The organism is Lysinibacillus sp. NPDC056185 (assembly GCF_047737915.1).
Classification (GTDB): domain Bacteria; phylum Bacillota; class Bacilli; order Bacillales_A; family Planococcaceae; genus Lysinibacillus.
In genome coordinates this window covers 80,673-94,004 of the sequence record NZ_JBLLLQ010000009.1, presented here as the reverse complement: position 1 = coordinate 94,004, position 13,332 = coordinate 80,673, and the positions used below count along the sequence as shown (strand labels likewise).

The following is a 13,332-nucleotide window of genomic DNA, read 5'->3' as shown; positions in this document are numbered from 1 at the left end:
TGGCCTCCTAAAGTGTGTTTTGTACAGCTTGTAATACATCTTCAAATGTAGAATATTGCTGTCCGTATTTTATATTTGGTCTTGCAATTAAAATCGTTTCAATGCCACATGCAAGGGCAGCGTCTAGCTTTTCATCCACCGAGCCAACCTTGCCGCTTTCTTTCGTGATCATCAATGTCACATCATATTGACGAAAGAGGGCTTCGTTTAATTCTTTTGAAAAAGGGCCCTGTATGGCAACAATATCTCTTTGTGCCACACCAAGTGCTTCGCATTTTTCCATATTATCGAGTCGAGGAAGCATACGCGCAATCACTCGTGTATTTTCTAAACCATGTAACACCTTCGTAAAGGTTGCTAGCGTTTTACTGCCCGTCGTTAGCATAATGACACCACGTTTTTCCGCTGCTAAATGGGCAGCCTCCTCATAATCTTTCACTACCGTAATTAGTGGATGGGCATAATGCTCATGAGCACGTTCATAGCGGATATACGGAACATTGGCTTGCTTAGCTGCCGCCATGGCATTTTTTGAAGCTTCTTCAGCAAATGGATGAGAGGCATCTACAACTAAACGGTACCCTCGCTCCGTAATAATCGTCGCCATTTCATCCGCTGTTAAACGACCGATTAAATGAGGAAGGCCTACTTCTGCCAGGCTAGAAGCAGCTGATTCAGTAACGACCGTTGCTGTCACAGCATAACCTGCTGACTGGATTTCAAGTGCTAGATTCCTAGCATCGCTCGTCCCTGCTAACATGAAAATCATTTCACTGGCTCCTCTTCATGATGGTGATGATGGTCGTGGTCGTGGTCGTGATCAAGGTGATCGTGATCATGTCCATGATCGTGGTCATGATGGTGATGATGATGCGCATGTCCATGCACTGCCGCATAAGCACGATAATTCTCTAAATCTTGCATACCTGTTGATGTGCCATTCACAGCTTGCTCAATACGCTCCAATAGCACATTTTGTAAACGCTCATGATAGCCAAAATAGTTGGCAATTTGAATATTACAATCAGGATATTTTTCGTTAAATTGCTTACACATACCATTCATTCGTTCCATTAGGATACCCGTGAATAAAAAGTATGGTAGCATAATGACTTTTTTAGCACCCAGCTTCACACAGCGCTCTATTCCTTCTTCAACACGCGGATCTGTTACGCCCATAAACGCGCTTTCTACATACTGAACCGGGAGTTTTTCCCATAACAAACGTGTAATTTTATAAAAATCACCATTTGCATATGGATCACTGCCGCCTCGTGCAATTAATAAAACGGCTGTATCTTTATGTTCTTCTTCAGCATTAAAGCCGATTTCTGCTAAACGATCTTCTAAAATCGCAAATATTTCTTCATGGATACCGATTGTTTGACCATATGTGAACGTTATATTCGGATAATGCTCACGCGCATGTTCGATTTCTGCTGGAATATGCATTTTTGAATGTCCAGCATGAAGAAGGATAATCGGAATAACATGTACCTCTGTAGCACCCTTCTTCACACAGTTCGTAATACCTTCTTCAATGTTCGGCGAAGCGAACTCTAAAAAACATGTTTCTACTAAAAAGCTATCATCAATACGAGGTGTCATTTGCTCGATAAACGTGCGTACCTCGTCATTCCCTGCTTCTAAACGGCTCCCGTGGCCGACAAATAAAATTGCTTTCATCTTATTACTCCTCACTAGTCGCCGCATGGAGCGGGCTCTACTTTTATTTTTGAAGACATATCCTGATACGTAAAATGTAATATCTTTTTCACACGCTTGAAGTATTTAAACAAACGTTCATTTGGATGTGCATTTGCTTTATATTCTTCGATAATATCGGTAATAAGTGGGATGAGCTGTTCAGGCTCTAATCCCTCAACAACTGGCTGAGCAGCATGTGCTGTCCGACCAACCGGCTTGGCACCAATAAAAACATCAAATTTACTTTTACGATAAACAATGCCAATATCATCAAATACTGCTCGATAACATGCCATACCACAGCCGTTAAAGCCGATATTTAATGTTTTCGGTAACGACATACCACCAAGCTTTTCTTGAATTTCTTCCGCATATGGAATCGAATCGAACTTTTCTCCATAACAGAAGTCACAAGCCTTTAACGATAGCACGTCACCAATTGGTGCTAGTAAAAAGCCAACTTCACGAAGCTTTGCGGTAACCTCTTCAGGCTCGGACGTTGGAACTTTCAAATGAATTTGATGGTCTGGTGTATACTCCATCGTTCCTTCCTCACCAACTACCTCAGCCAACGTCATCATTTGTTGAGGACTAAAGAACTTATTGGCAACCCCAGGACTAACCGCTAATTCAAAAATAGATTCGATTTTTTGTTGAACACGCTTAGGTGTTACTTTCACCGCGCTTGTTCCCTTTACCATAGTAAGAGCAGCTGTCGCCATTTCAAGTGACGATTTTTTAGGCTTTTGTTGTGGTGTTATGGCTAAACTGGGCTTAATACGATTGGCATTAGGATCTGTCGCAAAATCATTACGTGCTGCTCCTGTTTCTTGATTCATCGCCCATGGTTCATTTTCTTCTTTAAGTCGTTGATGTGGTCGTAACGGTTGTTTTTCCTCACCAAGTGTATATTTACGCTGATAACCACGTGGCGTAATCATTTTATTGTCGTAAAAGAATGTTGTTGAATTACCGATAATAACCGTTGTTAACATACCTATATCATGTTCAAGCATTTCTGCTAAAGTAGTCATCGTAATCTCCTGACGGTCACGATACGCGCTTTTCACAAGTCCAACCGGCGTATCTGGAGAACGATATTCCAATAAAATTCGTTGTGCCTCTACAATTTGTCTCGTACGACGTCCACTTTTCGGGTTATAAAGAGCAATAACAAAATCCGCCATTGCTGCTGCTTCTACTCGTTTTGCAATTAAATTCCAAGGTGTTAAGTGGTCACTTAAACTAATGGTACAGGCGTCATGCATAATGGGAGCACCTAGTAAACTGGCACATGAATTAATAGCTGAAATACCTGGAACAATTTCTACCTCGATACCAGTTGCTTCTGTCCAGCCTAGCTCGATTAATACCTCATACACTAATCCTGCCATTCCATAAACCCCGGCATCCCCACTGGAAATGACCGATACGATACTTCCAGCCTCTGCTTGACGCACCGCTTCTTGTGCACGTGAAACTTCCTCTGTCATACCAGTACTAATAATCGACTTTGCACTAACTAAATCCTGAATCAGTTCAACATAAGTTTTATAGCCTATAATCATATGACTTTGTTGTAGTGCCTCCACAGCACGAGTCGTAATATGTTTAAAGTCTCCAGGGCCAAAGCCAACTACGAAAATCTTACCTTTTTGCGCCATTTTGTTACCCCTCTTTCACCTTTTCAATACCTTTAATGGCTGTTGTTTGTGCTGTACGCTGCAACGAACCTTCACGCAATGTAAAAACATGCTCATTATGTAACGCTTCATGATTTAAATCTTGTACAAGCACTCTCGCATGCTCCTTCGTTGGCACTCGGTACCAATTGCCCTGAGGATATGCAATGACAACACAAGCATCCTTACACCTGCCATTACAGCGGGTCCTTGTTGTATGTATTTCCTTATCAAGCTCCAGTAACTGTATTTCATCACGAATTGCCTGTGTAATGTCCTCAGCATCTTTTTTCATACAGCTACTACCATTGCAAATAAAAAGATGTGTTTTCATCCCCTCTAAATTCCAAGTTGTCATAGTCGTTCTCCCCTCATTTGCTTTTAGGAAAAAGAAAAACCTTTACTCTAGACGAAGAGTAAAGGTTTAGTAGAAGCCAAATAAAAACGAATATATACTGGTACTCGCTTTCGCTTCAACTTCTCCCTCCGAAAAGTTTGCTTGCATCATCACATAAGCAGGTTTCCTGACTTAAGCTTCCTTTTACTTTCGCGCCTTCCTAAGTTTTCACTAGTGGCATCCGCGATTTCATCAGCTATTACAGTAGCGGGGGCTGTATCGGACTTTCACCGATTTCCCTATTATCTTGAATATTCAAGCACTTATGGATGTTTTATATGAATTATATGGTTTTTTTGTAATTGAAAACTGTTTCTATCATAGCTTATTTTTTTAAAATTTCAATATTTCTTTCTTAATTTGTGACAATTTTTTTAAAATTCCATAGAAAAATGCGACATCCATTTTCTATTTATCTAAATTTTCGACATAGACACCCAATTTAAAATTTTTTCACAAAAGGGATAGCATATATATGGAAATTCGTGTTACACTTTGTCGTGAAATCTCACAACTTCATCTTTTTTTCGGTGTGAAATGTTCAGCATTTCGCTTAAAAGGGAAGCCGGTTTAAGTCCGGCGCGGTCCCGCCACTGTATTAGGGAGTTTTATAGATAATGTCACTGTCCAAAGGATGGGAAGGCCTATAAAACGTTGAACTAAAGCCAGGAGACCTGCCGAAAAATATGTGATCGTTTCAACCTACGAGGATGGGTGTGCGGCTTAGCAGATTAGAATTTTATTTGCTTTTTTAGCTATGCACTTTTCCACTATCGGAGAAGTGCTTTTTTTCGCATACTTTTTCTAAAAATTTTAATGTAAGGAGGAGTGATTTTTGAAATTTTCAGGTTGGAAGCTTAGTTATTTTTTATTGGCATTTTTATTCGTACCAAATCGTGCATTTGCGATGCATATAATGGAGGGCTTTTTGCCAATCGAATGGGCGATTTTTTGGTGGGTCATTTCGATTCCATTTATTATTTTAGGATTACGTTCTATTCGTAAAACCATTGATGAAAATCCTGAAACAAAAATGATATTAGGGCTTTCGGGTGCCTTTGCCTTTGTACTTTCTGCCTTAAAAATCCCTTCTGTAACAGGAAGTTGCTCGCATCCTACAGGTGTTGGGCTTGGAACAGTTCTTTTTGGACCATTAGCGATGAGTGTTATCGGGACAATCGTATTATTATTCCAATCTTTACTGTTAGCGCATGGTGGGCTTACAACATTAGGGGCAAACACTTTTTCTATGGCAATTATGGGTCCTATTATCGCCTACTATGTATTTAAGGGCTCACAAAAATTGGGACTATCCTTTTCCATTGCTGTCTTTTTAGCAGCAATGCTTGGTGACTTAGGTACATATATTGTCACTTCTGTCCAATTAGCTCTTGCCTTCCCTTCTGAGGTCGGAGGCTTTATGGCTTCATTCACTAAATTTGCTGGTATTTTTGCTTTAACACAAATTCCTCTTGCTGTTAGTGAAGGAATTTTAACAGTGATCGTTATGAACTTTCTGAAAAAATACAATGTGAGTGAACTAAAAGCTCTACGTGTGTTCTCTGCAAAGGAGGCTCACTAAAATGAAAAAAAACTTACTGCTCATCGCCATTGTTGTGTTGTTAGCAATCGTTCCCCTGTTTATTCAAAAAGGTGCTGAATTCGAAGGGGCTGATGGCGAAGCGGAAGCAGCGATTAGTGAAATAGATGCTAGCTACGAGCCATGGTTTGAAAGCTTATGGGAACCACCGAGTGGTGAAATTGAAAGCTTATTATTCGCACTACAAGCTGCTATCGGTGCTGGTTTCATCGGGTATTTCATCGGCTTAATGCGCGGCAAACATAAAGAAGGTTAAACGCGATGTTACTCATTGATAAGTATGCTTATTTGAATAAACTAGCGTCTGTTCATCCGCTAGAAAAAATGACGTTATCCCTTGGACTGCTTTTATTGTCGCTTATCATGAGAGATGAACGAATTTCACTCATTACATTTATTGTGATGAGTGCTTTTATCATTTTAGGCGCAAAAATCCCTACTAAATATTACGCAAAGTTATTGTTGCTACCTGGATTTTTTTTACTATCAAGTTTAGTATCCATTTTAATTTCTATCGCTCCTGCAACAAACAGGCTTCCTTCAAACATTTGGTCATTTTCACTTCATAATTGGACAATTTTTGTCGGCAGTGCAAGCCTAGTAACAGCGCAGCAGCTTTTTTTCATCGTCCTTGGCAGCATTAGCTGTTTGTATTTTTTAATTCTCACAACATCAGTCCAATCTATTTGTTACGTCTTACGACAATGGCGACTCCCAACTCTATTTGTAGAGTTAGTAGAGCTAACGTATCGTTTTATTTTTATCTTTATAGATAGTATGCAAAAAATTCATCTTGCCCAACAGGCTCGTCTGGGATACAGCTCCCCTATGCAGTGGCTTCGTTCGGTATCAATGCTAATTGCAGCTTTATTTGTCGAGATGTTTCAACGCAGTCGTGAGCTAAACAATGCGATGGAAGCACGTGGTGGCGAAACGGTCTATTGGCAAGATGATGTTCCCTATAACACGAAAAATTGGGTAGGTATTGCTGCTATTTTTATACTCCTCATCATTTATGGAGGTTTTTTCTGATGACAGATTTATACTTTGATTTAACACATTTATCCTACGCTTATGCAGATGGAACTCATGCCTTAACAGATATTTCACTTCAAATTCCAAAGGGGAAAAAAATCGCTTTACTTGGTCATAATGGAGCCGGGAAATCAACGTTATTTCAGCATTTAAATGGTATTTTGAAGCCTACCGCTGGAAGTATCTCCTTTTGTGGCAATGAACTGAACTATAGTAGAAAAGCATTAAAAGAATTACGCCAACAGGTTGGCATTGTTTTTCAGGATGCAGACAACCAACTTTTTTCCGGCACAGTTAAGCAAGATATTGCATTTGGTCCTTTGAATCTTGGCTGGACAACTGTAAAAATTGAAGAAAAAATTGCGTGGGCTGTCGCTCAAACCGAAGTCGAAGCATTGCTAGATAAACCGATCCATTTTTTAAGTGTTGGTCAGAAAAAACGTGTCGCAATGGCAGGCGTACTTGCAATGGAACCTTCCGTTTTATTATTAGATGAACCGACAGCTGGACTAGATAATTATTATAGTGCACAAGTTTTACAGTATTTAGCTATGTTAGAAAACGGGGAACGAACAATATTATTGGCAACGCATGATATCCCCTTAGCTTATGAATGGGCTGATCAAATCATCGTGATGGAAGCTGGGAGAATTATTTACAATGGGGATCCAGTTGCAATGTTCTTCCAAGAGGATTTGCTTGAAAGAGCCCATCTTGAACGCCCATGGGTCTTTGAAATGGCCGTTGCCTTACAAAAGAAAAAGTTATTTGAGAAAAACATGAAAATGCCTCGTTCGAAGAAAGATTTACACAGACTTATTGAGCGGCTTTAAGATAATTTGTCCATATTTGGTACTTTTCAATTGTAGTAGAATCCACGCTACTACTCCAAACGCACAAATCGAGTAGGATGTACCCTATGGTCCTTTGAGGATTTTTGACTTCCCTTCTACATATTTTTATAACGAGGAACGTGGTAAAATATAGAATGGTACTTTTGGAAAAATATATACTTATTACGAAACTTTTCTATCGTTCATTCGTAATAGTATAGATGTCACAAATATTTGGAACACCCAAGGAGGGAATACAGTTGAAAAACTGGAAGAAAAAATCAGTAGCTTTAGTTGCATCCGCAGCACTAATGGTTCCTGCTACTTCTGCCTTTGCTGAAGCACCACAAAAAACAGCAAAGAACCAAGAGTTAGTGAAAATAGCTAGCAATAAGGAACAATCATCTAAGAATCAAAAAGAATGGATTAGTCAGGATACTATTATCGTCAAACATTCCGGTCTTGATAAGAATGCACACAAAAAAATTGGCGCAAAAGTGATCCGCTCTATTCCTTCATTAGGATACGATGTTATCCAACTAAACAAAGGAACAGATTTAGAAAAAGCAGTTTCATTTTATGCGAAGCAAAAAGGGGTTAAAAATGTATCCCCAAGCTATATGTATTATTCCTTCGGTACAGAGGTAGATCCAAAGAAACAGGATATGTATCATTTGAACCTTCTTCAAATTGATAAAGCACTAGAATTAGCTGGCAACAATGATGTAAAAGTAGCCGTTATCGATGGTGGTGTGGATTTTAAGCATCCAGATTTAAAATCTCAAGTGTTACCGCCATATAATGCAGCAGCCCCTGCCAATAATCCTTATCCAAACGACCACGGAACACATGTGGCTGGAATTGTTGGTGCAGCAAAAGATAATGGGATTGGAGGCCATGGGATTAATCCAAACGCTAAGATTCTTCCAATTGATGTATTTAACGGAAAGGAAGGTACTACCGATTACTTCATAGCACAAGGAATCCTTTACGCGATTGAGCAAGACGCAGATGTTATCAATATGAGCCTTGGCGGCTATGGAGAATCTCCATTAGTGAAGGAAGCTGTTCAAAAAGCGATTGATAAAGGCATTACCGTTGTAGCAGCTGCTGGTAATGAATCGACAGATGAATACTCCTTCCCTGCTTCATTCGAAGGCGTTATTAGTGTAGGATCTACGAATGAAAGAAACAAACTATCAAGCTATTCAAACTATGGTCCATCAGTTGACCTTGTAGCTCCAGGTGAAGATATATACAGTACAGTTTATGATGAGAAAAAAGGCTCATCATTTGCAAAAATTAGTGGAACGTCGATGGCATCTCCCGTGGTTGCAGGTGTGGCATCCCTACTAAAATCAAAATATCCAGATTTAAAGCCTTATGAAATAGAAGCTATTCTCGAAATGACCGCAAAGGATTTAGGTGACAAGGGCTATGATCTTACATATGGACATGGCCTAGTAGATCCTGTGAAAGCATTACAGTTTAATATTAACAATCTACCAAAACAGTATTCTGAAACAAAAGAAGAGCGCTTGAAAAACGCAAAAGTTCTTAAAAAAGATACCTTAAATACCGAAAAAGGAGAATTCAAGTTACCGGACGAAAAGAAATGGTACAAGGTTGATCTAGACGCAAATGAGTATGCTCAACTGACATTAAAAGGTGCAAACAAATACGATTATGCATTTGATTTATACTTCTACCCTGAAGGTCAAAAAGAAGAAGTAGAACCAATTAACGTCAATGATGTTCGCGTAGGCAAGCAAGAAGGATACCTATATAATGCAGATCAAAAAGGAACCCTTCTTATTGGAGTTAAAGATCAAAATGGCAGCTATAGCTCAAAGGGTGATTCTAACTACGTCTTCACGGCTCAAACGACTAAAAAATTACCAATTGATGCATTAGATATGGAACATATGGAGAAGATTGAAAAATTCCCATTCAGTACAGCCGGGAAAAACTATACCCTACTTTCTGAAGATCATCTAGGTGACAAAGATTATTTTACATTTTCAGTGAATGAACCAACGACACTGAAATTTGATTTAACTGGGATTCCAGGTGTTACTGCATCCATGGAGCTTTTTCTAAAAGAAGACTTAGTTAATGTTCCGACAGAGGAAGACGATGTTGAAGGATTAAATGAGGCCTATCCAATTCGAGCAACTTACGGCGCGGATAAAGGCGATGGAGTAAACTTAGTTGTCGATGCTATACCTGAGGAAGAGTATGTAATAAGCGTATCTAATGAAACCGGTAGTAATTTTTCACTTGATATGTTCTTTAGCGGCGGTATTGATACTGAGCAAACTGTTAGTGAATCAATCATCCCTTACACATTAAAAGGTGAAGTAGTTACTTATCCTAAAGATGAAGATGGCCTTCAATTAAATGCGATGATGCTAGAAGACAACGTACAAGAGAGTCTTTTACCTTTAACTCAATATAAAACAAAAAAACGTAAGCAACAAAATGATTTCATGAATATATTCATGAATCCATATGCTATGGAAAAACCAGAAAACGTTGACCAAATCATGGACCAAGCAATTCGCTTTGATATCAGCAAAGATCAAAAAGCATACTTCCAAACAGAAGATGATGAAGATTACTTCGCATTTACTGCTAAAGAAGATGCCGTATATGGTTTCCAAATTCAAAAAGGTATGAACCAATCACCAGCTGGTACTATATTTGAATACGATGAGAAAACAAATGAATTAAATCCAGTTACTTCATTAACGAATGATATGGGACTACTCGGGCTACTTCTAGGACAAACAAGTGATCCAAACGATGCTAAGGCAATTGCATTGGAAAAGGACAAAACATATGTTGTAAAAGTTATGAATCTTGGTGACCGTTCTGCTGAACCATATACACTTAAAACTAGTAAAATGGCAGCAATTCCAGAAGACGATAATAGAAATAATAATTCACCAGGAGCTGCTAACACGATTCAACCTGGTATCACTTACAAAGATCATCTCATTTATCAAGATGATACTGATTTCTACTACTACAAACAAAAAGGTAACGATGAAGTCATGAGTCTTCTTATTTCTTCTGTACCATTTACAAAAGAACAACTAAATCAATTACCTAAAGAACTTCAAAATGACTTAAAGTTTTCAGGCGTCATTATTGAAGATACAAATGGTAACATGGAAATCGATCCAGAAGAAATGGCAACACAAATTCCATTTGGACAAGGTGAAGACCTCCTTCAAATGTTACTCGGTCTTGGAGGAACAACAGATGTAAATACTTCCTTTAAAGCAAAAAAAGATCACGGTTATTTTATTGTTCTTAACGGAAGCAATGTTGGACAAGTATCAATCCAGCCATATACTTTAACTTTGTTTGATCATAAAAAACCAGATGAAGATGCAGATTCTAAGTTAGTTAACGGTATACCGACAAAACCAACTGCACTTTCGAAAAAAGATGATAAATGGGTAGCCACTCAATATCTAAATGCTGGTGTTCCATTTGGTGATAAGGACTATTTTGAATTTAATAACGACAGCAAACGCAATGTGTCCTTCTCTCTTCAAACAGAAAAAGCACTAGATGGCGTCATCCGAATTATTGATGCAAAAGGAAAAACAGTAGAAACTTTAGATCTTTACGGAGCTGGAGATGCTGAAGTAGGTACAGTCGAACTAGATAAAGGCACTTACTATATTGAAGTAAGTGAATACTACGGCAAAGCTAGTACTCAACCGTATACACTTGAAATAAAATAAGATATACCCTTGGGCTGAAAAACGAACTTTGTAGAAGAATAGACTTTTCAGTTGAAGGTAGTGTAATAGCTGCACGATTTAAGTTTTCAAAAAAATGAAAGATTATCCCCTAGACAATGGAAAATCTAGGGGATTTTTTTATACATTTATGTTTTATTCACCATAACGAAGATTTTATTTCCGTTCATCAAGAAGGCTTAGGATGCTTTTAACCTTGTTCCCCTACTGGCTCTAAAATCTCCAAGGAGGTGCCCTGTCTTCAGGCCAATCACCTTATAATAATGACTCTACCCTTCCTCTTATTCTACCTAATTTAAACTTGGCTTTTCCCCTAAATATTCAGCCACTTTTTGCACAATATTTCTCCAATTTAACTCCGCTCTTGCGAATGCTTGGAGGTGTTCGCATGTATCAGCCAATAAAACTTCTTGATTCGTAACTTGCTGCAATGTCCGTCCAACACTTTGCCAATCATGTGTCGGATGAATTGACCCGTAGCGTTGATTATAAGTAATATCCGCAGCCCCATCTACATCAGTCGTAACGATATAACAACCATTCTTTACGGCCTCAGCAAAAACATGAGCATAGCATTCCACTAAAGAGGTAAGGCAAAAAATTTTAGCCTTTCTATACTCCTCCTCCAATTGCACCTTATCATAAATCGGTCCCAAAATAGTGACCTTTGCTGCAAATGGGTTTCCATCAAGCACGTTCAACAGCTCCTGTCTAAACGCCTCTGACATTGGACCTACTAACCGAAATTCCCAATCTGAAAGTTGTGCTGCTAAAAATGCTTTGACTGCTAAAAGAATTTGTTTTTCAGGAGCATCTAAACGGCCAACCGTTAATATTCTATTTTCTTTCTCGTTAAATGAAACAGGCTCCGTTTGAAACAGCTCATAAAAGCCATTAGGAATACGTTTAATATCTAAATTCGAAAATTCATGAATAGAGTTTTGAATGGATTCACATTCAGAGGACAGCACATCACAAAGCTGGAGTAACTCCGTAAAATAAGGATAGGTTTTCAATCGATTTAACCAAAACCGATTAACATCTAGTTTCATATAAATTTTTCCGTTCGGATTATATTTTTTATAGGTTTTTAATATCGATAAATACGATGGATACGGCCCTATTGCAAATGCAATATCGATGTCCTTCGCATGCTCTATTAAATAGGTATTCATATTCGCAACATAGTCATCCCCAAACGGAATATGTTGAAAAGTAACAGTAGGAAAATTTTGCTTCAATAATGCCTCATTCATTTCCGTCGTCAAAATACTAACATCATAGCCTAAATATTCACCTAACAAAATCGGAACAAGGCACAAATCTTTGAAAATATGTGCGTCGGAAAGCTTATACGATTCCACGCTACATATGAAGGCTATCTTTTTTGACATAACATCCCCCTTATTAAAATGAAATGCTTTCATTAAATTATGATTTCTCGTTTAATAACGTGAAAAGAATAGTATAAGCACCGTGAATACACTAGTAAAATCACCTTATTTTCAATATGCTTTCTCTCTTTTAAATAACAACGAATATAAACAATTGCCTATAGAACAGCTCTTGCAACGCATATTGTAATAAAGAATCCTTTATGTCAATCAAAGTAAACAGCATTAGACTTTATAAAACTCCTACTTACACCTATTTCAACTAACTATAAAAGAATCGAGGTTTTTCATGAATATTAGCTTTTTATCACCTGCCTATAATAGTGAAGAGTGGATATTGACCATGTTGGAAAGTATCCCGAAAGAATATGCCTATGAAATTATCGTCTGCGATGACGGCTCAACCGACAATACTGTAGCCCTATTAAAGGACTATCAAAAAAACTGTCCTGCCTTAAAAATAATTATCCATCCAACTAATTTAGGTGCTAGTGTAGCCTATAATCGATGTATCGCAGAAGCTACAGGTGATTATATAGCTATCATTGATAGTGATGATCACTATTTACCCGCTATACGAAACGTCTTAGCCCAAGTAGATGGTCAGTTTGATATTTACTACTACAACATGCTAACAAAGGCTGGCTATGCATTTATAAAAGATGAATCTAATCGATACACTTTACCTGGACAATTTAAAATTATTCGAAGAAGTTTTTTAGGTGATGCAACCTTTACCATAAGAAAAGATATTGCTGGGGATTGGGATTTTAACTGTGCCTTAATGGATAAAAACCCGACGAGCAAATATACAAATGAATTGGCATATTGGTATAACTTCCCGAGGGAGAATTCTGAATATGATTTACATCGAAGAGGATTAAAATAAATTGGTACTCCATGCATGT

11 protein-coding genes and 2 riboswitches are annotated in these 13,332 nt (G+C 38.2%); of the genes, 6 read left to right on the top strand and 5 right to left on the bottom strand.

The genetic code is table 11. The annotated features are described in order from the left end of the window. Positions 1 to 7: 7 nt before the first annotated feature. The 4 genes from cobK to ACMZ42_RS11430 are packed head-to-tail and all read right to left on the bottom strand — an operon-like array spanning position 8 to position 3,747. Positions 8 to 769, bottom strand: a complete 762-nt coding sequence (gene cobK / locus ACMZ42_RS11445; protein WP_415731541.1) for a precorrin-6A reductase — start codon at positions 767 to 769, stop codon at positions 8 to 10. Then, positions 766 to 1,686 (bottom strand): sirohydrochlorin chelatase, encoded by a 921-nt coding sequence (locus ACMZ42_RS11440; protein WP_415731540.1) that lies wholly within the window; start codon positions 1,684 to 1,686, stop codon positions 766 to 768. The genes cobK and ACMZ42_RS11440 overlap by 4 nt, the downstream gene beginning before the upstream one ends. Before the next feature lie 14 nt (positions 1,687 to 1,700). Next, on the bottom strand, positions 1,701 to 3,371 hold the full coding sequence (gene cobJ, locus ACMZ42_RS11435) for a precorrin-3B C(17)-methyltransferase (RefSeq protein WP_370081265.1): 1,671 nt from the start codon (positions 3,369 to 3,371) through the stop codon (positions 1,701 to 1,703). 4 nt (positions 3,372 to 3,375) lie between these two features. Beyond that, on the bottom strand, positions 3,376 to 3,747 hold the full coding sequence (locus tag ACMZ42_RS11430; RefSeq protein ID WP_370081267.1) for a (2Fe-2S) ferredoxin domain-containing protein: 372 nt from the start codon (positions 3,745 to 3,747) through the stop codon (positions 3,376 to 3,378). 138 nt (positions 3,748 to 3,885) lie between these two features. Next, positions 3,886 to 4,068: riboswitch (cobalamin riboswitch) on the bottom strand. A gap of 229 nt (positions 4,069 to 4,297) precedes the next feature. After that, a riboswitch (cobalamin riboswitch) is annotated at positions 4,298 to 4,483 on the top strand. A gap of 138 nt (positions 4,484 to 4,621) precedes the next feature. Here ACMZ42_RS11430 and ACMZ42_RS11425 point away from each other — a divergent pair. The 5 genes from ACMZ42_RS11425 to ACMZ42_RS11405 all read left to right on the top strand — a co-directional run bounded on the left by ACMZ42_RS11425 (position 4,622) and on the right by ACMZ42_RS11405 (position 11,012). Continuing rightward, complete coding sequence (locus ACMZ42_RS11425) at positions 4,622 to 5,368, top strand: energy-coupling factor ABC transporter permease (protein ID WP_370081269.1); 747 nt, start codon at positions 4,622 to 4,624, stop codon at positions 5,366 to 5,368. Position 5,369: 1 nt separating this feature from the next. Further along, positions 5,370 to 5,642, top strand: a complete 273-nt coding sequence (locus ACMZ42_RS11420) for an energy-coupling factor ABC transporter substrate-binding protein (RefSeq protein WP_370081271.1) — start codon at positions 5,370 to 5,372, stop codon at positions 5,640 to 5,642. Positions 5,643 to 5,647: 5 nt separating this feature from the next. Beyond that, the gene (cbiQ, locus tag ACMZ42_RS11415) at positions 5,648 to 6,418 is read left to right on the top strand and encodes a cobalt ECF transporter T component CbiQ (protein WP_415731539.1); all 771 of its coding nucleotides are present in this window, start codon (positions 5,648 to 5,650) and stop codon (positions 6,416 to 6,418) included. After that, the gene (locus ACMZ42_RS11410) at positions 6,418 to 7,254 is read left to right on the top strand and encodes an energy-coupling factor ABC transporter ATP-binding protein (RefSeq protein ID WP_415731538.1); all 837 of its coding nucleotides are present in this window, start codon (positions 6,418 to 6,420) and stop codon (positions 7,252 to 7,254) included. Before cbiQ ends, ACMZ42_RS11410 begins: the two co-directional genes overlap by 1 nt. Before the next feature lie 260 nt (positions 7,255 to 7,514). Continuing rightward, a complete protein-coding gene (locus ACMZ42_RS11405; protein ID WP_415731537.1) occupies positions 7,515 to 11,012 on the top strand; it encodes a S8 family peptidase in 3,498 nt (1,165 codons plus the stop codon). 308 nt (positions 11,013 to 11,320) lie between these two features. Here the strand turns inward: ACMZ42_RS11405 and ACMZ42_RS11400 are convergent, their stop codons facing one another. Further along, positions 11,321 to 12,424 (bottom strand): glycosyltransferase family 4 protein, encoded by a 1,104-nt coding sequence (locus ACMZ42_RS11400; protein WP_415731536.1) that lies wholly within the window; start codon positions 12,422 to 12,424, stop codon positions 11,321 to 11,323. 289 nt (positions 12,425 to 12,713) lie between these two features. Between ACMZ42_RS11400 and ACMZ42_RS11395 the strand changes: the two genes are divergently transcribed. After that, entirely contained in the window at positions 12,714 to 13,313 is a 600-nt protein-coding gene (locus tag ACMZ42_RS11395; protein WP_415731535.1) for a glycosyltransferase family 2 protein, read from the top strand. The last annotated feature ends 19 nt before the right edge of the window (positions 13,314 to 13,332 follow it).

Bases quoted from the DNA above. Each gene is read 5' to 3' on its own strand.
- cobK (WP_415731541.1), bottom strand. From the start codon at position 769: ATGATTTTCATGTTAGCAGGGACGAGCGATGCTAGGAATCTAGCACTT.
- ACMZ42_RS11440 (WP_415731540.1), bottom strand. From the start codon at position 1,686: ATGAAAGCAATTTTATTTGTCGGCCACGGGAGCCGTTTAGAAGCAGGG.
- cobJ (WP_370081265.1), bottom strand. From the start codon at position 3,371: ATGGCGCAAAAAGGTAAGATTTTCGTAGTTGGCTTTGGCCCTGGAGAC.
- ACMZ42_RS11430 (WP_370081267.1), bottom strand. From the start codon at position 3,747: ATGACAACTTGGAATTTAGAGGGGATGAAAACACATCTTTTTATTTGC.
- ACMZ42_RS11420 (WP_370081271.1), top strand. From the start codon at position 5,370: ATGAAAAAAAACTTACTGCTCATCGCCATTGTTGTGTTGTTAGCAATC.
- cbiQ (WP_415731539.1), top strand. From the start codon at position 5,648: ATGTTACTCATTGATAAGTATGCTTATTTGAATAAACTAGCGTCTGTT.
- ACMZ42_RS11410 (WP_415731538.1), top strand. From the start codon at position 6,418: ATGACAGATTTATACTTTGATTTAACACATTTATCCTACGCTTATGCA.
- ACMZ42_RS11400 (WP_415731536.1), bottom strand. From the start codon at position 12,424: ATGTCAAAAAAGATAGCCTTCATATGTAGCGTGGAATCGTATAAGCTT.
- ACMZ42_RS11395 (WP_415731535.1), top strand. From the start codon at position 12,714: ATGAATATTAGCTTTTTATCACCTGCCTATAATAGTGAAGAGTGGATA.